The sequence below is a fragment of the Stenotrophomonas sp. INTA L402-1 genome (genome assembly GCF_059295135.1).
This window is the reverse complement of sequence record NZ_JCAFWP010000001.1, coordinates 1-21,100: the sequence shown is the minus strand read 5'-3', so window position 1 is coordinate 21,100 and position 21,100 is coordinate 1. Positions and strand designations below refer to the sequence as shown.

Sequence of the window (21,100 nt, the reverse complement as noted above, 5' to 3'; positions counted from 1 at the left end):
CGGCCGGTAGCGCCGGGCCATGCCCGGCGTACCCCCCACAATCCGCCTCAGAAGGTGAACACGTACTCCAGCGCGAACTCACGACCCACCGCGCCGAGCAGGCGGGTCGGGGCGAAATCGTAGTCCAGCTTGTACGGGTCCTTGTGGTTCCAGCTGGCCGAGTTGAACGCGTTGTTGACGTAGACATTCACCTTGGCGTGCTCGGTCACCTGGTAGCCCACGTTGAAGTTCCAGGTGATGAACGGCCCGACCCGCCCGTAGTAGCGCGCCGTCTGCTGGCCGGCATTGGGATTCGGATTCGGCGAGCCGTCCGGACGCGTGGCCGGCTCCAGGCAGTTGAGCGACGGGCTGTCGCTGGGCACGTAACCATCGGCGAACGGCAGGCAGCCGCCAGGATTGTTCAGGCGATCGGTGCCCCAGTGGTAGCGCACGCCCGGCACCGAACCGATGCGATCGGCATAGACATTGGCATTCCAATTGCCACGCTGCCAGGCCAGGCTCGCGCGCAGCTTGCTGCGCAGGTCACGGTCACGACGCTCCGGGTTCGGATCGTTGGCGTAACGCTGTTCCTTGGTTGAGATCTGGTTGGTGTAGTTCAGGCCGAGCTGGAAGCTGCCCCACTGCGCGGTTTCCAGGCGATAGCGCGCGGTCAGGTCGATGCCGCGCACTTCGCGGCTGGCCAGGTTGAACGGGCCACGTTCAATCGATACCAGACGACCGTTGCTGTCACGGTTCACGCGGGCCAGGATGCCGGCGCAGTACTCGCCACCGGCCGGATTGGCCCACGGCGTACCGTCCATGTTCTTGCCGGTCAGGCAGCCCGCTTCGCTGGCCAGCACCTCGTCGGCGCCAACGTCGACGATCATGTCTTCCAGCTTGATTGCCCAGTAGTCGGCACTGACCGACAGATTGGGCATCACATCCCAGACGAAACCGACCGTCCACGAATCACCGGTCTCCGAGCGCAGCAGCGGCGTGCCACGCCGGTTCACGTCGAACGTGTACCAGACATCGGTATTGCCCACGCCACAGTTGTTGACCAGGTACGCGCCGCTCTGGATGCAGCGCAGGCGGTCATAGGTCTGCACTTCGGAGCTGCTGGGCTGGCCCAGCAGGTAGTGCATGTCCGGCGCATGGAAGCTGGTGGCATAGGAGCCGCGCACCAGCAGCGACTCCACCGGGCGCCATTCCAGGCCGACATTCCAGGTGGTCTCCTTCTGGCTGCCGATGTCCAGCGCTTCGCCGCTGTTGTCAGCCTTGTAGCTGCCATAGCGGTCATAGCGCGCGGCCGCAGTGGCGGTCACGCTTTCCAGCAGCGGAATCTTGAACTCGACACCGGCCGAATAGCGGGTGCGCTCGCCGCCACCGCGATCGACGTTCTGCAGGTCGAAGTCGATGCCGGCGCGCGGATCCGGACTGAGGTGGTAGCCCTGCTGCGCGACTTCGGCCACCGCCGCGAACGAGATCGGGCCGGCCCAGCCCTGGAACAACTCGCCGGTGATATCCGCCGAAGCCTGATTGACCCATGAGGACGCACGGTTCTTCGCCACGGTGCCCATCTGCCAGTACTGATCCGGCGTCAGCGGGTTCCACCAGCGCGATTCGTTCAACGCATAGATCGCCTCGCCGTCGGCGGTAGTGCCCAGCTTCGGGCCGAGGAAATAGTCGTACGACTTCTGCTTGTCGACCACGTTCTGCCGCTCTTCAACGCGGTAGTAGGAACGGCCCACCGTGGCGCTCCAGTCGAAGCGATCGGCCAGGCGACCACGCAGGCCCGCACTCCAGTCCCAGGACAGTTCGCGGTTGGTGTTACGCAGCGTATCCAGGCCGCCCACCTCGTTCGGCGTGAACTGGCGCACGCCGAGGATCGGCCGGTTGCGGTTGGCATCCCAGTAGTAGCCGTTGTCATCGTCGATCAGCGACACGCTGGGCGGATTGGTGCCCCAGATCGCTTCGGAGCGGTACACCGCCAGGTTGGTCCAGGCCTGCAGGTCGTTGCTGAAATCGAAGGTGGCATACAGGTTGCCGGATACGTTCTCGGCACCGCCGGTGAGCAGCCAGTTGGCGTAGTCGGCGCTCATGCCGCACAGGCGGCCGGTGTTGCTGATGGTATTGGCGGCGTAGTTGTAGACCAGTCGATCGGTGGTGTAGTACTCGCCATCGAACTTCTCGCAGGTGCCGGTGGGCGGTGCCAGGCGCTGGCCGGTGGTGGGGTCGATCAGCGCCAGACCGGACGTCGGGCGGAATCCGACCTTGCGCTGTTCCATGTTCCAGGACGGGTACGGCGCATCGTCGGCATCGTCCATCTGCGGGCGGTCACGGCCGAACAGCGGATCGCGCTTGGTGTACTGCAGTGCGTAGGTCACGCTCCAGTTATCGCCAGTCTTGCCGCCGGCCCAGGACAGATCCCAGGTATCGCGCCCGCCTTCGGTGGAGGTGCCGCCGCGCACGCGCACTTCGTCGCCGTCGTAGTTGGTTTTCAGGATGACGTTGACCACGCCGGCGATCGCATCGGAACCATAGATGGCCGAGGCACCACCGGTCAGCACTTCGATGCGCTCCACCGCGGCAGCGGGAATGTTGCCGTAGTTGGAGAAGTTGGTTTCGCCACCGTAGGGCAGCGGGTAGTCCGCTACGCGGCGACCGTTGACCAGCAGCAGCGAGCGGTTCGGCCCCATCCCGCGCAGGTTCAGGCCGCTGGCATTGGGCGTATGCGAGCCCCACTGCGAGGCGGCTTCAACGGTGCCGGTGGCTTCAGTGAGCGTCTTCAGCGCGTCATATACGCTGACGAAGCCTTCCTTCTGGATCTGCGCGGCGGTGATCACGTTGACCGGTGCCGGGCCCTCGACGCTGGCGCGCTTGATGCGCGAACCGGTGACGGTGACCGCATCGAGATCCTTGGTGGACGAACTGGTGGCCTCCTGCGCGCTGGCGGCCAGGGGCAACAGGGCCAGGACCAGGGCCTGGGACAGCAGGTGACGACGCTTGCGGACGATCTGAGCCATGGGTGGTTGCTCTTCGAAAGTGTGGACGCACGGACGGGTGGTGGCGCGGCACTACGATGGATCCAGGCGCCTGGATCGGTTCAAGACCGATGCGGCGCCTCCCCTGTGGATCGATCCAAACTAAAGCACAGCTGAACCACGCGGAGCATGCGGCGACGCAGCAACACGTGACGTAATGCCGTTATCGGCTGCAGGTATCCAGAGCAATCAAAGGGTTGCGAAACATCGCTGAGAGAACGGCACACACGTCAATGACACGATCGCGACAATCGCGCGCGGAACGGTTTTGTCCGCCCTCAGCGATTCCCCTCATCCGATTGAGTCGGGACAAAACGGCCATTGCGGAGTGCATAGCGGCTTGAAGCCTTTCCGTCGGTCCCGGCCCCCCACCACGTGATGGTGAACCCGTTGTTCTGCCAGACCACGGAGGAAAAGTCGGACTCACTTCCGGGACTTCCCGAGTTCTGGCTGGCCAGGGACACGGTCTCAAGGCAACTACTGATTAGTATCCTGCCCCGCTCGACAGGCTTGGGTGGGATCAATTCGTACACGAAGAGTTGGATCTCGCGCCCCGCGCCACAACGGCCCATCCGATTATCGGCGTTTGAATCGAATACCTGGTACAGCGCGCGAAAGCGCTTTCCCCCAACTTCATGCATGCGCCTGTCGACGAATGCGCCCCGAGCGGCTGGCGCCAGCTTCACGCCGGGCACAGGCAGGATCTCCCGACCGTCCTCGCCATTGGCTTCGTGCCACTGCCACACGGATGCCGCAACCTCTTCGGCCCCACTCGCACTGAGCGCAAGCAAACAGAAGAACAGCGGAAGCAGTCGAAACATCTGGGCGCTCGCGGTCGAAGGGCGGTCGGCCACACTGTCCGCACTGATACCGTGCTCCGCCATATGCAGACGCAGATGGCGTTTACTTTCCGTGACTTGCTGCTTCGACCCCGGCAATCACATGTGCCTGAAGCGTCATCTGATCCAGCGCCCGATCCATCGCGAACAGTGGGGCCGGAGCCCTTCTGCGAAGGGATCCGCCCCCGGCGGCGTTCAACCGTCCAGCGCCTGCCGCAGCGCGGCTACGGTGGCGGTGGCGGTCTGGCTCCAGTCCGGGTCCAGCCCTCGCAAAGCCGGGTTCTGGAACTGCATGGCCGAGCGCCGCAGGCCCTTGGCCGAGGCGTGCAGTTCGGTGCAGCCGGTCTGCCTTGCCACGGTAGCGATGTTGCCCGGTGCCAATCCGGCACCAGCCATCACCGTAATGCGGCCTGCTGCCTGGGTAACGAGGCCTGCCAGCACATCGGCACCCGCCTCCGCACTGACCTGACCGCCCGAGGTCAGCACGCGCTGGCAACCCAGCCCGATCACCTGCTCCAGCGCCGCCGGCAGATCGCGGGCGGCATCGAAGGCACGGTGGAAGGTCACCTGCAACGGCCCGGCAGCCTGCACCAGCTCGCGGCACAGCGCCACGTCGATCCCGCCCTGTACATCCAGCGCGCCGATCACCACGCCATCGCAGCCCAGTGCGCGGCACTGCGCGATGTCACGCAGCATCAGTTCGGCTTCCAGCCCGTCGTAGTGGAAGTCGCCCGGGCGCGGCCGCACCAGCACGAACAGCGGAATCGACAGGCGTTCGCGGGCAATCGCAATGCTGGCGAACGACGGTGTGGTGCCGCCTTCGGCCAGGTTGTCGAACAGCTCGATGCGGTCGGCGCCGCCGGCCTGCGCGGCCAGCGCCGAGGCCAGCGAGTTGCTGGCGATCTCCAGGGTGAGCCGCGTGCTCACGCCTGGGTGCTCGAGTAGATCGATGGCGAGTCGCGCAGGTCATCCTGGCGCTGCCCATCGCAGACCGCGTAGACAAAGCCGCGATGCAGCGCGTAAGCGCCGACCTCGCCCTGCTTGTTCATGGCCAGGAAGCACACCTGCAGCGTCTTGCTCGCTTCCGGGCGCTTGCGCACCACACGGTCGATCGCTTCGCGGCAGGCCTGCGCGGGAGAGCGTCCCTGGCGCATCAGCTCGACCACCAGGAACGAGGCGGCATTGCGGATCATCTCTTCACCCACGCCCGAGGCAGTGGCTGCACCCACGTCGTTGTCGACGTACAGGCCGGCACCGATGATCGGGCTGTCGCCGACGCGGCCATGCAGTTTCCAGGCCATGCCGCTGGTGGTGCAGGCACCGGCCAGATGGCCATTGGCATCCAGTGCCAGCATGCCGATGGTGTCGTGGTTGTCGCTGTTGCCGGGAATACCGCGGCGCTCGGCATTGATCTGCGGCTGGTACTTCTCGGTCTTCAGCCACTCGCGCCAGGCCGCTTCGGCCTGCGGCGTCAGCAGGTGCTTGCGCTCGAAACCCTGCTGCACCGCGAACTGCTGCGCGCCCTCGCCCACCAGCAGCACGTGCGGGCTGTTCTCCATCACTTTGCGCGCCACCGAGACCGGATGCAGGATGTCGACCAGCGCCGCCACCGCACCACAACGGCCATCGCCATCCATGATGCTCGCATCCAGGCTCAGCACGCCGTCGCGATCCGGGTTGCCGCAATGGCCGACGGTGGGGTTGCACAGCTCGCTCTCGGCCCAGCGTGCGCCTGCTTCCACCGCATCCAGCGCGCTGCCGCCCTGCGCCAGCACCTTCCACGCCGCCTGGTTGGCCGGCACGCCGAAGTCCCAGGTCGAAACCACCCTGGCACCACCCTGCGTGCGCGCCTGCACGCCCGGCAATGCCGCCATGCCTGCGGCCAGTGCACCGGCCTGCAGGAACTGCCTGCGATCCACCATCGTCCCCTCCCAGTCTGCAATGCATGGCCGGCCCGATGCCGGCCCTGCCGATCAGTCGTGCGTGGGTTGCCGCGCTGCGTGCCAGACCGCTGCACCGAGCACACCCAGCTGGCCGTGCTCCACCCGCCACACCGGTACCTGGCGCAGCACTTCGGTCAGCACACCCTTGTTGAGGAATCGCTCACGGAAGCGGCCATCGGCCAGGAAATCCTGCACATGCGCGGAAATGCCCCCGGCCAGGTACACCGAACGCGCGCCGACGGCGATCGCCGCGTCGCCGGCCAGGCTGCCCAGCCAGGCACAGAAGACCTGCAGCGTTTCCACCGCCAGTGCATCCTCGCCGCTGCGCGCCGCGCCGATCAGCGCCTCGGTACTGGTCCACACCGGGGTGACACCGCGCAGTTCGCACAGGCACGGATACAGGTTCATCAGGCCGCTGCCGGACAGCACGCGCTCGTTGTCCACGTGCGCCCAGCGCTGCAGCAGTTTGCCCAGCACCTGCAGTTCCAGCGCGTTGCCGGCGCCGAGCGCGGCATGGCCGATCTCGCTGGCCAGCACCGGACGCTCGCCATCGGCGAAGCGCAGCGCTGCGCCCAGGCCGGTACCGGCGCCCAGCACCAGCGCCGGGAACGCCTGCGCCGGATCGGCGTCGCCGTTCAGTGGCACCAGGGTTTCCGGCTGCAGGTACGGGATGGCCAGCGCCACCGCTTCGAAATCATTGATCAGCTGCAGCTCGTGCAGCCCGGACTGCGCGCGGGTGGCCGACAGCGAAACCGTCCACGGCAGGTTGGAATTGATCAGCACATCGCCATCGAGCAGGCCGGCGATGGCGACCACCGCGGTCTGCACCGGTTGGCCGAGGCTGGCAGTGAAATCGGCCAGGATCGCGGCCAGGCTGGAATGCTCGGCACAGGCATAGGTGCGATGGCTGCCCAGCAGCGGCGCCTGGCCGGGTTGGGTTTCTGCCAGCGCGAGGCGGGCAAAGGTGCCGCCGACATCGGCGACGACCAGGCGGCGCGGAAGACCGCCGCGGGCGGAGTCGGAGGAAACCGGGGACGCTGCTGCGATGGTCACGCTGGCCTGCTTGGATCGATTGAATCGCCCCGATTCTCAGGCATCGGGGCGGCTTTGCCTAGCACGCCGATGGTTCAGGTTGGCCTACATGCCTTCCTGTTCGGCCACCTGCACACCATCCACCAGCACCCGCAGGCGCTGCGGGCGGAAGCCGGCGAACAACAGCGGCCGGGTGCGCTCGACCAGTACTTCGTGGCCGGCGATGTGACGCAGCCACGACTGTACCAGCGAGAACGAGAAGTGGGTGCCCGGATGCAGCGGGTGCTGCACCCAGACCTTCTCGGTGGCGCTCTGCAGCAGCATCGCGCCGGTGAACCAGTGGCGGCTGAGGGTCACCGGCGTGGTGCCGGCCATGAAGCGGATATCCATGCGGGGTCCTTTCGCGTTGGGCAGCGGCGCCCTGGATCAGGGCTGGGCAGTCTGCAGGCTGTAGCTGGTGGTGGCGGTGAACACTGCACCATCAGGCTGGGTGGAGCGTACCTCGACCTTGTGGTTGCCCACCGCCAGATCGGTCGGCAGCGCGCCACGCCACAGGTGCGGCGATGCAGTGGCCTCCGGCGAGCGGTCGTAGCCTCGCAGATTGTTTGCAAGATCGTCGGCCACATTCTCCACCATCAAGCGCGGATCGGGCTGGCTGACCTGCTTCATCGGCTGCCAGGCGCCGCCATCCACGCGGTACTCGACCACGCTGGCATCCTCACCCATGTAGACATTGGCGTAGACACCCCACGCCGGATAGGCCCCCTGGCGCAGTACCTTCGGCGCATGCAGGCCGATCTGCTCGCTGGCCGGCTTGCCGGCCACGCGGTACTGCAGGCGATAGCTGCCGTTGCCGGCCACGTCGAGCAATGCATAGCCCTTCGGCGTGCCGTCGCTCATAGTGCTGTCCGGCACGCCAGCGGCATTCTTCACCCCCGACCAGAACGCACCGCAGTTGGCACCGACGTTGTATTCGTGCAGCGGCTTGTCGCCGTTCCAGCCCTCGGCCTTGCCGTGGTAGACGTGCTGCTGGGTGTGGCTGTGGCCGCTGAGCACCAGCACGTTGCGGAAGTCCTTCAGCAGATCGAACAGGCGCTGGCGGTCGGCGTGACGGAAAGTCTCGCGCCCCGGCGCCGCGTCGAACAGCGGGATGTGCATGCCCAGCACCAGCAGGCGGTCCTTGTGCAGGCCCTTCAGGTAACTGGCAAGGAAGGCGAACTGGTCCTCGCGCAGGCCGCCGATGTACTTCGGCTTGGCCTTGGGGTCGTAGACCACGTCGTCCAGGAACACGAAGCTGGCGCCACCCTCTTCCACCGCGTAGGTGTCCGGGCCGTAGATGTTGCGCCAGCTGTCCAGCGAGTGTTCGTCGCTGGCCGCATCGAAGTCGAGATCGTGGTTGCCCGGCACGTGGAACCACGGCACGCCAAGCGCGGTGGTGACCTTGTTGATCGCCGGGTACAGGGTCAGGTCGTCGTTGACGATGTCACCCAGGGTGGTGCCCATGCGCGCGCTGGTCTGGCCAACCAGCGGCGCCACGATCGACTGCTGGTAGTAGCCGATGTCCTTCAGGCTGGCGGTCTGCGAATCGGTGAACACCAGCATCTGGAAACCACGGCGGCTGTCATGGCGATCCGACTGCAGGGCGAAATCCCAGTTGCGGGTGACGTCGCTGGTCGCGGCGATGCCACCGTACTTCAGTGCCGGTGAACCGTTCGGGCGGTAGTGGCGCCAGAACGAAGGCAGGCCGTCGGTGGCCTTCGGGAAGGCGTACGCATCAGGCTTGATCACAAATACGGTCTGGCCGTCGCGCACCGGCAGGCTGTAGCTGCCGTCGGCGGCGGTCTTGACGATGGCCTCGCCGTTGGAGACCTGCACCCCGGCCAGGCCCGGATCGGTCGCACCGCGCCCGGATTTGCCGTCGCGCTCCAGGTAGACCTTGCCGCTGACCACGGTGTCCGCGGCCCAGGCCGGCGAGGTCAGCAACAGGCAGCACAGCCAGGCGGCAGGCAGTTTCATGGGCGGTCCGGGAAAGAAAGACCGCCTATTGTAGATTCCGTTGATGACATCGCGCACGCGGTGGCGCATTGCCGGTAGTGCCGGCCGCTGGCCGGCATCCAGCCGATGCCCGACGATCATGAGGTTGCCGGCCAGCGGCCGGCACTACCGCTCTTCAACGATGGCGCTTTTCCAGCACCGCCCGCGCATCATCCAGCGACAACCCGCGCGCGCGCAGCAGCACCAGCAGGTGATACAGCAGGTCCGAGGCCTCGCCCAGCAACGCCTCGTCGTCCTGTGCCACCGCCGCCAGCGCCGTCTCCACGCCCTCCTCGCCCACCTTCTGCGCGATGCGGCGGATGCCGCCCTCGAACAGGCTGGTGGTGTAGCTGCCTGGCGGGCGCTGTACCTCACGCATCGCCACCAGCTGGCCCAGCCCGCCCAGGAAATCCTTCGGTGCCCCGTCGAAACAGCTCTCGGCACCGGTGTGGCAGATTGGCCCGGCCGGGCGTGCAATCACCAGCAGGGTGTCGGCATCACAGTCGACGCTGATCGACTGCACCACCAGCACGTTGCCGGACTGCTCGCCCTTGGTCCACAACCGCTGCTTGCTGCGGCTGAAGAAGGTCATGTGACCGATGGCCAGCGTGGCCGCCAGCGAATCGGCACTGACATAGCCCAGCATCAGCACCTGCAGGGTGTCGGCATCCTGCACCACCGCCGGCAGCAGGCCGTCGCCCTTGCCCCAGTCCAGCGCCTGCAGCGCATGCAGCGACGGCCTCACTTCAATAGACATCCCGCACCTCGATCTGCTGTCCGCGCAGGTAGCGCTTCAATTCTGGAATGGCGATGGCGCCGCTGTGGAACACACTGGCCGCCAACGCGCCGTCGACATCGGCCTGGTCGAAGGCCTCGGCGAAGTGCTCCATCGCACCGGCACCGCCGGAGGCGATCAGCGGCACCTGGCACAGGGCCCGCGCCTGCTGCAGCTGCACGACATCGTAGCCACGGCGTACGCCATCGCTGTCCATGCAGTTCAGCACGATCTCGCCAGCGCCACGTCGTTGTGCTTCGACAATCCAGTCCAGCGTGCGCAGCGCCACCGCTTGGGTCTTGCCCGGGTCGCCGCTGAAACGGCGCACCCGCCACTGGCCATCCGCCTCGCGAACCGAATCGACACCGACCACCACGCATTGCACGCCAAACTCGTCTGCCAACTCGGTGATCAGCTCCGGGCGGCCCAGCGCAGGCGAGTTGATCGACACCTTGTCGGCACCGGCGAACAGCACGCGGCGCGCGGTTTCCACGCTGTCGATGCCACCGGCCACGCAGAACGGAATATCGATCAGGCGTGCGATGCGCTCGATCCAGGCGACGTCGACTGAACGCGCCTCGGGGCTGGCGCCGATGTCATAGAACACCAGCTCGTCCGCCCCCTGGTCGCGATACCGCTGGGCCAGTTCGGCGATGTCGCCCATGTCGACGTGGTCGCGGAAGCGCACACCCTTGACCACGCGGCCGTCGCGCACGTCCAGGCACGGAATGATGCGACGGCTCAACATGCCAGCGCCTCCGCCAGGTCCATGCGCTGCTCCAGCAGCGCCTTGCCGAGGATCGCACCGCCGCAACCTGCGGCACGGGCTTCTGTCACATCGGCCACGTCACGGATACCGCCGGAGGCCTGCACGGCCACGCCCGGCAGCAGCGCCGACAGGTGCTGGTAGAGGCTGATGTTGGGCCCGGCCAGCATGCCGTCGCGGGCGATGTCGGTGCACAACAGGTGGCGCATGCCGGCACGCGCATAACGCTGGGCCAGGTCATCCAGGGTCACGCCGGCGTTCTCGGTCCAGCCGTGCACCGGCAGCTGCCATTGGCCCTGGGCATCCTGGCGGGCATCCAGCGCGATGGTGATGCGCTCGGCACCGAACTCTTCCAGCCAGCCAACCACTTCGTCGGGGCGGCGTACTGCCAGCGAACCCACCACCACGCGGCCGGCGCCGGCATCGAGGATGCGCGCCACGTCGTCGCGGCCGCGCACGCCACCGCCGGTCTGCACCTGCAGCGGGGAATGCGCACGAATGGATGCCAACAGCGGCGCCAGCGTATAGCCACCGGCGCGGGCGGCGTCCAGGTCGACCAGATGCATCCATTGCGCGCCCTGTGCGGCGAAGGCCTGTGCGCGCGGCAACGGATCGTCGCCATACGAGGTTTCCTGCGCGTAGTCACCCTGGCGCAACCGCACCACGCGGCCGTCGCGGATATCCAGCGCGGGGTAGACGATGAAACTCATGCAGCAGTGCCCTCGAGGAAGTTGCGCAGCATCAGCGAACCGGTCTCACCGGAGCGCTCGGGGTGGAACTGTGCGCCGTAGTAACGCCCCTGCTCCACCACGGCAGTGAACAGGCCACCGTGGTCGCAGGCAGCAACAGTGTGGGTATTGAGTGGCGCCGCATAGCTGTGCACGAAGTAGGCACTGGCGCGCTCCGGCACGCCTTGCAGCAGCAGCGATTCGCGCAGCGGGAGCAGGCGGTTCCAGCCCATGTGCGGCACACGGATGCCACAGGCCGGTACCAGCTTGCGCACCACGCCCGGAATCAATCCCAGAGTCTCGACGCCGGCCTCCTCGGACCGCTCGAACAGCAGCTGCATGCCGAGGCAGATGCCCATCAGCGGCACCTCCAGTCGCTGCAGCGGTTCCACCAGGCCCTGCGCATGCAGGCGCTGCATGCCGGGACCAGCGGCGCCGACGCCGGGCAGGATCACCCGCTGCGCACCGACCAGACCGTCCGCATCGCGCACCAGCCGCACCGTCGCGCCCAGGCGCTCCAATGCGTAGCGCACCGAGCCCAGGTTGGCACCGCCGGCGTCGATCAGCGCAACGTCGCTCACAGCGCCCCCTTGGTGCTCGGCAGTGCCCTGCCCTGGCGGGCCAATGCCGGGCGCAGCGCGCGCGCCAGTGCCTTGAAGCAGGCCTCGACCTTGTGGTGGTCGTTGTCGCCGCGCACCTGCAGGTTGAGGTTCAAACCGCTGGCATCGCACAGCGAACGGAAGAAGTGCGGCACCAGCTCGGTCGGCATATCGCCCACGCGCTCACGCTTGAACTCGCCTTCGAACACGAAGTACGGGCGACCGCTGAAATCCAACGCAGCGCTGGCCAGGGTCTCGTCCATCGGCAGGGTGAAGCCGTAGCGGCCGATGCCGCGCTTGTCGCCCAGCGCCTCGCGCAGGGCCTGACCCAACGCCAGCCCGGTGTCCTCGATGGTGTGGTGCTCGTCGATGTGCAGGTCGCCCTCGGCCTGGATGTCCAGCGCGAACCCGCCGTGCTTGCCGATCTGTTCCAGCATGTGGTCGAAGAACGGCAGTCCGGTGGCGATGCGCGCATCACCGGCACGGTCCAGATCCAGTTCAACGCGGATCTTCGTCTCCTTGGTGTTGCGCTGGACCACCGCGGTGCGTGGCGCGTCGGCCAGTGCGTGGGCGATGCCCGGCCAGTCCCACTCGCCACCGAACTGTTCGGTGCGCAGCTGGAAGCCACGGATGTTGAGGTTGTCGGCGAACTGCAGGTCGGTGATGCGGTCGCCGACCATGCCCGAACGCGCCCAGTCGATGCTTCGGTCCTGCAGGTAAGCGGTCATCAGGCCGATGCCCGGCTTGCGGGTGGGCGCATTGTCCTGCGGCCAGCTGCAGTCGATCAGCACGTCACGGAAGGTGATGCCCTGGCTTTCGAAGATCTGCAGCATCAGGTCGTTGGGACCGTCGAAACTGGCGCGCGGGTAGCTGTCGCTGCCGAGGCCATCCTGGTTGGTGACGATCACGAACTGGTAGCCGGCATCGCGCAGCTTCAGCAGCGCCGGGATCACCTGTGGCACGAAGCGCAGTTTCTCGTAAGCATCGATCTGGAAGTCGGCCGGTTCTTCAATGAGGGTGCCGTCGCGGTCGATGAACAGGATCGGGGTCATGCTGCGGCCCTCCGCGCCGACAGGGCCGCAAGCACGCGGTCATTCTCTTCGGGGCTGCCGATACTGATGCGCAGTGCATCACCCAGCTGCGGCGCGGCGCGCTGGTCGCGCACCACCACACCGGCATCCAGCAAGGTGTCGAACGCTGCCTGCGCATCAGCGAAGCGGACCAGCAGGTAGTTGCCGGCCGAGCGGTACACGCGACGAACGCCGGGCAGGCCTGGCAGCGCCGCGAACAGGCGTTCGCGCTCGGCAATGACCGTGGCTACGCGCTCGGCGGTGCGTGCCAGTGCGGCCGGCTGCAGCGCCTGCGCGGCCAGCTCGGCGCACGGGGTCGGCACCGGGTACGGCGCCTGGCAGCGCCGCAGTACGGTAATCAGTTCCGGCGCGGCGATCAGGGTGCCGATGCGCGCGGCCGCAAGTGCGTGCGCCTTCGACAACGTGCGCAGCACTGCCAGATTGGCATGCGTGGCCAGCAACGTGGTCGCCGACGGGCGCTGCGCATACTCGACATAGGCCTCGTCCACCACCACCAGCGCCTGCCCACGCAAGGCAACCGCCACGCGCTCGACCTCGTCCAGGGCGATGTCACTGCCGGCCGGGTTTGACGGTGCGCACAGGAACACCAGCGTGGCATTGCGTGCCCTGGCGGTGTCGATCACAGCATCCAGATCGGCACGCAGGCCGTCTTCGGTATCCACCAGGGGCACTTCAATCAGTGCGGCGCCCTGCAGGCGCGCGCAGACCGCGTACATGCCAAACACCGGCGGCGTGACCAGCACGCCATCGCGGCCCGGCACGCACAGCGCGCGCACCAGCAGATCAATGGCTTCGTCACTGCCACGGCCGATAAGCAGCTGCGGCGGCGTCACGCCGTACAGCGCCGCCAGGCCCTCACGCAACGCCAGCGGCTGTGGTTCCGGATAGCGCCGGCTGTTGCCCGCCGCATCAGCCGGATTGGCCCAGGCCGACTCGTTGGCGTTCAACCAGACCTCGCCCTGCACCGCCGCGCTGCGCGCCGAACTGTAGCCGGCGAAGGCCTGCAGGTCCGGGCGCACCAAGGCCAGCACCTCATCGATAGCCGCGTTCATGCCGCCGCCTCCATGCGCAGGGCCACTGCACGCTCATGCGCATCCAGGCCTTCGGCGCTGGCGATGATGCGTGCGCAGTCGCCGATCGCCGCCAGGCCGGCGGCGCTGGCGCTCTGCACGCTGATCAGGTTCTGGAAGCTGGCCACGCTGACGCCACTGTAGGCACGTGCGGCACCGGCGGTGGGCAGTACGTGGTTGGTCCCGCTGCAATAGTCACCCAGTGCCTCGGGCGTGTAGTCGCCGAGGAACACCGAGCCGGCTGCCTGCACCTTGTCCAGCCACGCGCGCGGTTCGCGCAACGCCAGGATCAAGTGTTCGGGCGCATAGCGGTTGCTGATCGCGAAGGCCTCGTCCAGCGAATCGACCTGGATCAGCCGCGACGCCGACAACGCCTGTCGCGCGATCTGCTGGCGCGGCAGCAGGGCCACCTGGCGCTCCACCTCTGCCTCAACCGCCGCCAGCATCGCGGCGTCGTCGGTCAGCAGCAGCACCTGTGAATCCGGGCCATGCTCGGCCTGCGACAGCAGGTCGGCGGCAACGAACGCCGGATTGGCGCCGGCATCGGCGATCACCAGTACTTCGGAGGGACCAGCCGGCATATCGATGGCGGCGGCGCCATCCTGCGCGACCTGCTGCTTGGCTTCGGTGACGAAACTGTTGCCGGGCCCAAACAGCTTGTCACAAGCCGGAATGCTGGCCGTGCCATAGGCCATCGCGGCGATCGCCTGCGCACCACCCAGCTTGAACACGCGCTGCACGCCGGTCAGGCGCGCGGCTACCAGCACCGCCGGATCGGCGCTGCCATCGGCGCGCGGCGGCGTGCACAGCACCACCTGCGGGCAGCCGGCCAGCTGCGCCGGAACGCCCAGCATCAACGCGGTGGACGGCAACGGCGCGCTGCCCGCCGGCACATACAGGCCCACCCGGCCGATCGGACGCAACATGCGTTCGCAGACCACGCCCGGCGCGGTTTCAACTGCATAGCCTTTGCCCATGCCAGCGGCGTGGAAGCGCGCGATGCGTTCGGCGGCTTCGACCATCGCCTGTCGCAGTTCGGCGGGCACGGCGGCTTCGGCAGCGGCGAATTCGGCTTCGGAAACTTCAAACGAGGCCAGCTCGACACGGTCGAAACGTGCAGTAATCGCACGCAATGCGTCGTCGCCCTGCGCGCGCACCTGTGCAATCAGGGCCGCCACCGCGTCACGGGTCTGCTGCGCCACGGTCTGCACCGGGCGGGTCAATGCCGCGCTGCGCGCGGCCTCATCAAGTCGGGACCAGGTCAGACGGTTCATGCCAGCGACCGCTCCACGCTCAGTACCATCAGGCCCTGCGCACCCGCGCGCTCGAGTTCCTCCATGCGCTGCCAGCTCAGCGGGCCGGGGCACATGGTCTGCAGGCGCAGCGCACCGCCATCGGCCGGCAACCGCACCAACGGCTCGGCATCGGCCAGCAGCTGCGCCAGCGCGTCGACGCGGTCCTCGCTGGCACGGAACATCAACAGCTTGCGGTCCTGGCGCTGAACCACGCCGTCGAGGCGGCGCAGCAGCATCGCGCGCAGCGATGCACGTGCATCATCCGGCGCGCGCACCGCGCCGGCCAGCACCGCCTCGCTGTCGAGCAGATTGTGCACCGGGGTCAGCTGGTTGGCGCGCAGGGTGGCGCCGCTGGAGACCAGATCGCAGATCAGGTCGGCGGTGCCCAGGCGCGGGGCGATTTCCACCGAACCGGACAGCTCGACCACCTGTGCGTCCACGCCCTGCTCGGCCAGCCACTGCTTGAGGATGGCCGGGTAGCTGGTGGCGATGCGGGTGCCGGCCAGCTGCGCCGGACCCTGCCACTGCCATTCCTCGGGCACCGCCAGCATCAGCCGGCACTGGCCGAAGCCCAGCCCGCGCAATGCCTGGTAGGCATCCGGCAGACCGATCTGGCGCCGCGCGGCGGCCTGTTCGTCCAGCTCGTTGCGGCCGACGATGCCGAGATCGCAGACGCCGTCGGCGATCAGGCCGGGGATGTCGTCGTCGCGCACCAGCAGCAGGTCCACCGGCAGCGATTCGCCGTAGCAGAACAGCTTGTCGCGGCTCTCGCGCCAGCTCAGGCCGCAGGCGCTGAGCAGGTTGCGCGCGGGTTCGGCCAGCCGGCCACTCTTCTGGATGGCGATACGCAGCCGGTCTCGTGCCGGCGCTGCCTGGGTTGCACTCATGGGGGATGTCTCGAAGTTCGGAACGGGGCGCGGATCAGCGCGAAGCAAGGCGGTCGATGGCGGCGGCATAGCCTCGATGGCCATGCTCGAGCGTGCGTGCCACCCGTCCGGTGGTGGTCACGCTGACGCCGGTGCGCTCGTGAATCTCGCGGTACGGCACGCCCTGCTGCAGCAGCGGCACCACTTTCCAGCGGTCGGCCATGGCTTCCAGCTCGGCCGGGGTGCACAGATCACGCAGGAAGGCTTCGACCTGTTCCGGTTCGCGCAGGGCGGCAAAGGCTTGGGCCAGGGCTTCCAGGTCGGCCTTCGGGTCTTTGGCGGCAATCTCGGGGCGGGCTTTCACGGGGTCGTTTCCATGCATCAATGTAATAGCGCGTTAGTACGTTAACGCATTCTTGCGCAGTGCGTCAAATCGAGGATTGAGGGGACGGCAGGGCTGCTGCCCTGCACCCGCAGAGGCAAGAGCCAGAGCAACAGCAAAAGCCGGTTTCCTGAGCGTTGGCGGGCAGGGTCCGGTGGCAGGGGACGCCGTAAACCCGTCCATGGGGGCTTGGTCGCGGCATCCATGCCGCTCACACCCCTGCCACCGGCCCCACCCCGCCTTCGACAGTTTCCCGCGATCTTTCAGAATGGCGTGGGTCGGATCGAAACCGGCTTTTGTAGAGTCGAGCCATGCTCGACTGCTGTTCGCCCTAAAACGCAGAACGCCCACCAAGGGGCGGGCGTTCTGCTTTCAAATCAACAACCTGGCCCAGCTCAGGGCAGACAGCGCACCTCCGCCTGCAGCGCGCCGCGCCGCAGGCATTCGCCGAACAGGCTGCCCTGCCGGCTCGGCAGGGACTGGATGTTCTCCAACGCCCCCGCTCCCGCCCGGCACGTCCGCGAGGCCAGGGCCTGCAGATCGTCCTCCAGCTGTGCGCGGTCGATCGCATGGCAGCGATCAACCGCCAGCCGGTACTGCGCCGGCCCGATCCGCGTGCTGTGCAGCGACGGATCGCTCCGGCAGCCGGCCAGCAGGAGCACGCTCAGCACTCCTGCGGCGGCACGCATCACACCATCGCCCTGGACTGCTCCAGCTCCACCAGAAGGGTGCTGGCCAGTTCGTCGCGCGACACTTCGAACTGCTGCTCGCGCAGCAGGTCCTTCACCGCAACCACACCGCGCGCCAGTTCATCCTCACCCGCCAGCACCACGAAGCGGATGCCGGCCTTGGCCGCGTACTGGAACTGCTTGCCGATCTTCTTCGGCTCCATCTGCACTTCGGTGTTGATGCCACCGGCACGCAGGCGGCGGGCAATGTCCAGCGACTGCGGCATGCCCTGCTCGTCCATCAGCGCCACCAGCGCCTGTACGCTGCTGGCTTCGATGCCGTCGATCAGGCCGGCCTCGCGCAGCTGCCAGAACAGACGCGACAGGCCGATGGAGATACCGACGCCCGGCAGCTTCGACTTGCTGTAGTGACTGGCCAGGTCTTCGTAGCGGCCGCCCGAGCAGATCGAGCCGATCTGCGGGTGGTCGGTCAGCGTGGTCTCGTAGACGGTGCCGGTGTAGTAATCCAGACCGCGCGCGATGGAGAAGTTCAGGCAGTACGCGGTTTCCGGCACGCCCAGCGCCTGCACCAGCTGCAGCACTTCGCGCAGTTCGGCGACTCCGGTGCGCAGGATCTCCGAAGAACCGGCGTCGGCTTCCAGCGTCGCCAGCTGCGCCAGCGCATCGGCATGGCCCTGCGAACGCACGGCGACGAACGCCAGGATCTTCTCGACCTGTTCTGCCGGGATGTTGAAGCCCTCGCCCACCAGCGTCTCGCGCACATAATCGGCGCCGCGCTTGTCCAGCTTGTCCACTTCGCGCAGCACCGCCAGCTGGCGCTCACCCTCGGCCACACCCAGGCTTTCAAAGAAGCCGCGCATCAGCTTGCGGTTGTTCAGCTGGATGCTGAAGTCACCGATGCGCAGTTCCGAGAACACCGCATGGATGACCGCCAGCACTTCAGCGTCGTAACGCACGCTCAGGCTGTCCTTGCCGATCACATCGATGTCGCACTGGTAGAACTCGCGGAACCGGCCGCGCTGGGCGCGCTCGCCGCGGTAGACGCGCTGCATCTGGTAACGGCGGAACGGGAAGGTCAGTTCGTGTTCGTGCTCGGCCACGTAGCGCGCCAGCGGCACGGTCAGGTCGAAGCGCAGCGCCATTTCCGGCAGCGAGCGATCGCCCGACTCGGCCGCGTTCGCCAGCGCCCCGGTGGACTGCACGAAGTACACCTGGCGCTCGGTCTCGCCACCGGACTTGGTCAGCAGCACGTCGGACAGCTCGAACACCGGCGTCTCCACCGGCAGGAACCCGAAGCGCTCGTAGTTGCGGCGGATGACGTCCAGCATGCGCTGGAACGCAATCTGCTCGCGCGGCAGCAGTTCAAGGGTGCCGGGCGGGGTACGGGGCTTGATCACGGGCGGAACTCCTGCTGGAACGGGACGTGGGAGGGGGCGACATTCTAGCGCCCCCGCCGCGGGCAGGGTCGAACGGCCGCTTGAAGTATCATAAGGCCCTCCCCGCCCGCGATACGCCCCCCGCAACATGTCACGGCCTTCCGGCGCTCCGCCCGCCACCAACGATCCCGCCTCGCCGTCCTGCACCACGCTGGACTGCCTGCACTGCTCGGTTCGCCACCTTGCGGTGTGCTCGGCGCTGTCGCCCGATGAAGTGCAGGCGCTGGAGCAGGTCACCGTCTCGCAGCAGGTCAGCATGGGCAGCACGCTGGCCCGCACCGGCGAAGAGCGCGACCATGTCTATACATTGACCGGCGGCGCGCTTCGCCTGGTGCGCACCCTGGCCGACGGCCGCCGTCAGATCAACGGCTTCGTGCTGCCCGGCGACTACCTGGGCCTGAGCGGCAGCGACCACCATCGCTACGACATCGAGGCCATCGCCGACAGCCGCGTCTGCCGCGTCGCGCTGCCACAGATGAAGGCACTGCGCAGCCGTTTCCCGCACCTGGAGCGCAAGCTGCTGCAGCGTGCCTGCCAGGAACTGGATGCCGCGCAGGACGCCGCGCTGGCACTGGCGCGCCTGCAGCCGGCCGAGAAGCTGGCTGATTTCCTGCTGCGCCTGGCCGCGCGCGAGGCCAAGCTGGGCGGCGACGGCCTGCGCGTATCGCTGCCGATGGGCCGCGGCGATATCGCCGACCATCTGGGCCTGACCATGGAAACGGTCAGCCGTACCTTCACCAAGCTGCGCCAGCAGGGGTTGATCGCCCTGCCCCACCTGAACGTGGTGGAGATCCTCGACGAGGATGGGCTGCGTACGCTGGCCGGTGAAGGGTTGATCTGACCGCATCGCGGTTCATGGGGTTGCCGGCCAGCGGCCGGCACTACCCGTGCGTCACTTCGAGGGCTGGATGCGGACCCGGATTTCTTCCTCTTCCGGTGCGGCCTGCGGAGCCGGTTGCGGCTGCTGCGGTTGGGCTTGTGGAGCCGGGGCCGGGGCAGCCGGCGCGGGGGCGCCACGATGGCGCAGGCCGATCACCAGCGCCACGCCGGCGATCACCACCAGCAGGGCGATGCGGATGCGCCAGGCCCAGCCACGGCCGCCGCCGGTCGTCTCTGCGGTGTCGCGGAAGGCGAATTCGGCGGTCGGATGGTCGCGGCGGGTGGTGTCGAGCAGCCGCGCCTCGCGCAGGATTTCACGCGCGCGCGGCTGGTCGTCGGCGCGCACGATCCACACCGCTGGGTAGGCGTTGGCGTTGCCCAGGTCGGTATAGCTGAACTGGCCGCGGCGACGGGTCTTGTACGAGCGCCCATTGGTCACCTTGACGTCGATGCCATGCCCGCGCAGGAGCTCGGCGACGCCTTCAACGGTTTCCACACGCTGGCTGCTGAAGATCTGGCGCATCGGATCAGTCCTTGGCCGGCACGGCGGCGGCCGCGGCCTGGTCGGGAACCACGCGGATCAGGCCTTCCTGCGCGGTGCTGGCCACCAGCACGCCATTGCGGGTGAAGAACTGGCCGCGGGCCAGGCCGCGCGAATCCTGCGCGCTGGGGCTGTCCAGCGAGTACAGCAGCCAGTCGTCGGCACGGAACGGGCGGTGGAACCAGATCGCGTGGTCGAGCGAGGCCATCTGCACGTGCGGGTGGTAGTAGCTGATGCCGTGCGGGAACGTGGCGGTGCCCAGCAGGTGGAAGTCGGAGGCGTAGGCCAGCAGCGCCTGGTGCAGCTCCGGGGCATCGCCGACCGGCTCGCTCAGGCGCAGCCACACCTGGTGGTACGGGGGGCGCTTGGGCGGATTGAGTTCATCCCGCGGGTAGACGTGGCGGAACTCGAACGGGCCACCGCGCGACAGCCAGCGCTGCACCTTGATCGGCAGCCGCTCCAGCACTTCGGCCGGCAGCGGGCGGTTCGGTTCGATGTCTTCCGGCTGCGGCACTTCGGGCATCTTGTGCTGGTGCTCGGCGCCGGTTTCGGCCTGCTGGAACGAGGCAGCACAGAAGAAGATCACCTTGCCGTGCTGGATTGCGGTAACCCGGCGCACCGAGAAACTGCCGCCGTCGCGGGTACGGTCCACGTCGTAGACGATGGGGTGGTCGATGTTGCCGGCGCGCAGGAAGTAGGCGTGCAGCGAGTGCACGTGGCGCCCGTTGTCGACCGTGGCCTGCGCCGCAGCCAGCGCCTGGCCCAGCACCTGGCCGCCGAACACGTACTTGGTGCCGATGTCGCGGCTCTGCCCGCGGAACAGGTTGTCCTCCAGCCGCTCCAGGGTGAGCAGGTCGATCAGCTCGGAGACGACGGGTTCGGGCGTGTCGTTCAAGGGGGCGGCCACAGCAATGAAGAGGCCCCGATTATACCGTTGCAGGCCAGTCCATCATTGGTAGTGCCGGGGGGGGGGGGGGGCCCCCGGGGGGGGGGGGGGGGGGCGCGCGGGGGGGGGGGGGGCGGGCCCCCCCCCCGGGGAGGCGGGGGTAGTTATAAACAAAACACACCAACCCAACACGCAGCTTGGGTGTAGGTAGGATCGGGTTGGTCTG

The 21,100-nt window shown here is 67.6% G+C and carries 21 protein-coding genes; 1 reads left to right on the top strand and 20 read right to left on the bottom strand.

Annotated features, from left to right (window positions below; all coding sequences use genetic code 11):
* Positions 1-47: 47 nt before the first annotated feature.
* From AC5O77_RS00105 to hisS, 18 genes are all read right to left on the bottom strand, one after another.
* Positions 48-3,005: a TonB-dependent receptor plug domain-containing protein gene (locus AC5O77_RS00105; RefSeq protein ID WP_494506288.1), complete on the bottom strand. Its 2,958-nt coding sequence runs from the start codon at positions 3,003-3,005 to the stop codon at positions 48-50.
* 296 nt (positions 3,006-3,301) lie between these two features.
* A complete protein-coding gene (locus AC5O77_RS00100) occupies positions 3,302-3,844 on the bottom strand; it encodes a hypothetical protein (RefSeq protein ID WP_494506287.1) in 543 nt (180 codons plus the stop codon).
* 213 nt (positions 3,845-4,057) lie between these two features.
* Entirely contained in the window at positions 4,058-4,789 is a 732-nt protein-coding gene (locus AC5O77_RS00095; RefSeq protein ID WP_478057228.1) for a copper homeostasis protein CutC, read from the bottom strand.
* Complete coding sequence (locus tag AC5O77_RS00090; RefSeq protein WP_494506286.1) at positions 4,786-5,784, bottom strand: glycosylasparaginase; 999 nt, start codon at positions 5,782-5,784, stop codon at positions 4,786-4,788. Before AC5O77_RS00090 ends, AC5O77_RS00095 begins: the two co-directional genes overlap by 4 nt.
* A 51-nt stretch (positions 5,785-5,835) precedes the next feature.
* Positions 5,836-6,858 carry a glucokinase gene (locus AC5O77_RS00085; RefSeq protein WP_478057226.1) on the bottom strand — a complete coding sequence of 341 codons (1,023 nt, stop codon included), beginning with the start codon at positions 6,856-6,858 and terminating at the stop codon, positions 5,836-5,838.
* Positions 6,859-6,942: 84 nt separating this feature from the next.
* Positions 6,943-7,227: a hypothetical protein gene (locus AC5O77_RS00080; protein WP_005409434.1), complete on the bottom strand. Its 285-nt coding sequence runs from the start codon at positions 7,225-7,227 to the stop codon at positions 6,943-6,945.
* Positions 7,228-7,263: 36 nt separating this feature from the next.
* Entirely contained in the window at positions 7,264-8,853 is a 1,590-nt protein-coding gene (locus tag AC5O77_RS00075) for a calcineurin-like phosphoesterase C-terminal domain-containing protein (RefSeq protein WP_494506285.1), read from the bottom strand.
* Between the two features lie 154 nt (positions 8,854-9,007).
* Positions 9,008-9,628 (bottom strand): bifunctional phosphoribosyl-AMP cyclohydrolase/phosphoribosyl-ATP diphosphatase HisIE, encoded by a 621-nt coding sequence (gene hisIE / locus AC5O77_RS00070; protein WP_478057224.1) that lies wholly within the window; start codon positions 9,626-9,628, stop codon positions 9,008-9,010.
* On the bottom strand, positions 9,618-10,394 hold the full coding sequence (gene hisF, locus AC5O77_RS00065) for an imidazole glycerol phosphate synthase subunit HisF (protein ID WP_478451483.1): 777 nt from the start codon (positions 10,392-10,394) through the stop codon (positions 9,618-9,620). The genes hisIE and hisF overlap by 11 nt, the downstream gene beginning before the upstream one ends.
* Complete coding sequence (gene hisA, locus AC5O77_RS00060; RefSeq protein ID WP_494506284.1) at positions 10,388-11,122, bottom strand: 1-(5-phosphoribosyl)-5-[(5-phosphoribosylamino)methylideneamino]imidazole-4-carboxamide isomerase; 735 nt, start codon at positions 11,120-11,122, stop codon at positions 10,388-10,390. The genes hisF and hisA overlap by 7 nt, the downstream gene beginning before the upstream one ends.
* A complete protein-coding gene (hisH, locus tag AC5O77_RS00055) occupies positions 11,119-11,721 on the bottom strand; it encodes an imidazole glycerol phosphate synthase subunit HisH (protein ID WP_008268504.1) in 603 nt (200 codons plus the stop codon). The genes hisA and hisH overlap by 4 nt, the downstream gene beginning before the upstream one ends.
* The gene (hisB, locus tag AC5O77_RS00050; protein ID WP_494506283.1) at positions 11,718-12,791 is read right to left on the bottom strand and encodes a bifunctional histidinol-phosphatase/imidazoleglycerol-phosphate dehydratase HisB; all 1,074 of its coding nucleotides are present in this window, start codon (positions 12,789-12,791) and stop codon (positions 11,718-11,720) included. The genes hisH and hisB overlap by 4 nt, the downstream gene beginning before the upstream one ends.
* Complete coding sequence (gene hisC / locus AC5O77_RS00045) at positions 12,788-13,882, bottom strand: histidinol-phosphate transaminase (RefSeq protein ID WP_494506282.1); 1,095 nt, start codon at positions 13,880-13,882, stop codon at positions 12,788-12,790. The genes hisB and hisC overlap by 4 nt, the downstream gene beginning before the upstream one ends.
* Positions 13,879-15,174 carry a histidinol dehydrogenase gene (hisD, locus tag AC5O77_RS00040; protein ID WP_494506281.1) on the bottom strand — a complete coding sequence of 432 codons (1,296 nt, stop codon included), beginning with the start codon at positions 15,172-15,174 and terminating at the stop codon, positions 13,879-13,881. Before hisD ends, hisC begins: the two co-directional genes overlap by 4 nt.
* Positions 15,171-16,082: an ATP phosphoribosyltransferase gene (gene hisG / locus AC5O77_RS00035; RefSeq protein WP_032129944.1), complete on the bottom strand. Its 912-nt coding sequence runs from the start codon at positions 16,080-16,082 to the stop codon at positions 15,171-15,173. The genes hisD and hisG overlap by 4 nt, the downstream gene beginning before the upstream one ends.
* A 34-nt stretch (positions 16,083-16,116) precedes the next feature.
* The gene (locus AC5O77_RS00030) at positions 16,117-16,425 is read right to left on the bottom strand and encodes a YerC/YecD family TrpR-related protein (protein ID WP_088025802.1); all 309 of its coding nucleotides are present in this window, start codon (positions 16,423-16,425) and stop codon (positions 16,117-16,119) included.
* Between the two features lie 413 nt (positions 16,426-16,838).
* Positions 16,839-17,105 (bottom strand): hypothetical protein, encoded by a 267-nt coding sequence (locus AC5O77_RS00025; protein ID WP_293798049.1) that lies wholly within the window; start codon positions 17,103-17,105, stop codon positions 16,839-16,841.
* A 26-nt stretch (positions 17,106-17,131) separates the two neighbouring features.
* Positions 17,132-18,529 carry a histidine--tRNA ligase gene (gene hisS, locus AC5O77_RS00020; RefSeq protein WP_032958002.1) on the bottom strand — a complete coding sequence of 466 codons (1,398 nt, stop codon included), beginning with the start codon at positions 18,527-18,529 and terminating at the stop codon, positions 17,132-17,134.
* A 127-nt stretch (positions 18,530-18,656) separates the two neighbouring features.
* Here hisS and AC5O77_RS00015 point away from each other — a divergent pair, with 127 nt between their 5' ends.
* On the top strand, positions 18,657-19,409 hold the full coding sequence (locus AC5O77_RS00015; protein ID WP_032127414.1) for a Crp/Fnr family transcriptional regulator: 753 nt from the start codon (positions 18,657-18,659) through the stop codon (positions 19,407-19,409).
* 51 nt (positions 19,410-19,460) lie between these two features.
* Here AC5O77_RS00015 and AC5O77_RS00010 read toward each other — a convergent pair whose 3' ends face one another.
* Both AC5O77_RS00010 and tesB read right to left on the bottom strand, forming a co-directional pair.
* Complete coding sequence (locus tag AC5O77_RS00010) at positions 19,461-19,970, bottom strand: pathogenicity-like protein (RefSeq protein ID WP_478058471.1); 510 nt, start codon at positions 19,968-19,970, stop codon at positions 19,461-19,463.
* Between the two features lie 4 nt (positions 19,971-19,974).
* Positions 19,975-20,895, bottom strand: a complete 921-nt coding sequence (tesB, locus tag AC5O77_RS00005; RefSeq protein ID WP_004148214.1) for an acyl-CoA thioesterase II — start codon at positions 20,893-20,895, stop codon at positions 19,975-19,977.
* Positions 20,896-21,100 lie beyond the last annotated feature (205 nt).

Bases quoted from the DNA above. Each gene is read 5' to 3' on its own strand.
- hisB (WP_494506283.1), bottom strand. From the start codon at position 12,791: ATGACCCCGATCCTGTTCATCGACCGCGACGGCACCCTCATTGAAGAA.
- hisG (WP_032129944.1), bottom strand. From the start codon at position 16,082: ATGAGTGCAACCCAGGCAGCGCCGGCACGAGACCGGCTGCGTATCGCC.
- hisC (WP_494506282.1), bottom strand. From the start codon at position 13,882: ATGAACGCGGCTATCGATGAGGTGCTGGCCTTGGTGCGCCCGGACCTG.
- AC5O77_RS00090 (WP_494506286.1), bottom strand. From the start codon at position 5,784: ATGGTGGATCGCAGGCAGTTCCTGCAGGCCGGTGCACTGGCCGCAGGC.
- hisA (WP_494506284.1), bottom strand. From the start codon at position 11,122: ATGAGTTTCATCGTCTACCCCGCGCTGGATATCCGCGACGGCCGCGTG.
- AC5O77_RS00015 (WP_032127414.1), top strand. From the start codon at position 18,657: ATGTCACGGCCTTCCGGCGCTCCGCCCGCCACCAACGATCCCGCCTCG.
- hisF (WP_478451483.1), bottom strand. From the start codon at position 10,394: ATGTTGAGCCGTCGCATCATTCCGTGCCTGGACGTGCGCGACGGCCGC.
- AC5O77_RS00075 (WP_494506285.1), bottom strand. From the start codon at position 8,853: ATGAAACTGCCTGCCGCCTGGCTGTGCTGCCTGTTGCTGACCTCGCCG.
- AC5O77_RS00105 (WP_494506288.1), bottom strand. From the start codon at position 3,005: ATGGCTCAGATCGTCCGCAAGCGTCGTCACCTGCTGTCCCAGGCCCTG.
- hisIE (WP_478057224.1), bottom strand. From the start codon at position 9,628: ATGTCTATTGAAGTGAGGCCGTCGCTGCATGCGCTGCAGGCGCTGGAC.
- hisD (WP_494506281.1), bottom strand. From the start codon at position 15,174: ATGAACCGTCTGACCTGGTCCCGACTTGATGAGGCCGCGCGCAGCGCG.
- AC5O77_RS00080 (WP_005409434.1), bottom strand. From the start codon at position 7,227: ATGGATATCCGCTTCATGGCCGGCACCACGCCGGTGACCCTCAGCCGC.
- AC5O77_RS00010 (WP_478058471.1), bottom strand. From the start codon at position 19,970: ATGCGCCAGATCTTCAGCAGCCAGCGTGTGGAAACCGTTGAAGGCGTC.
- AC5O77_RS00100 (WP_494506287.1), bottom strand. From the start codon at position 3,844: ATGTTTCGACTGCTTCCGCTGTTCTTCTGTTTGCTTGCGCTCAGTGCG.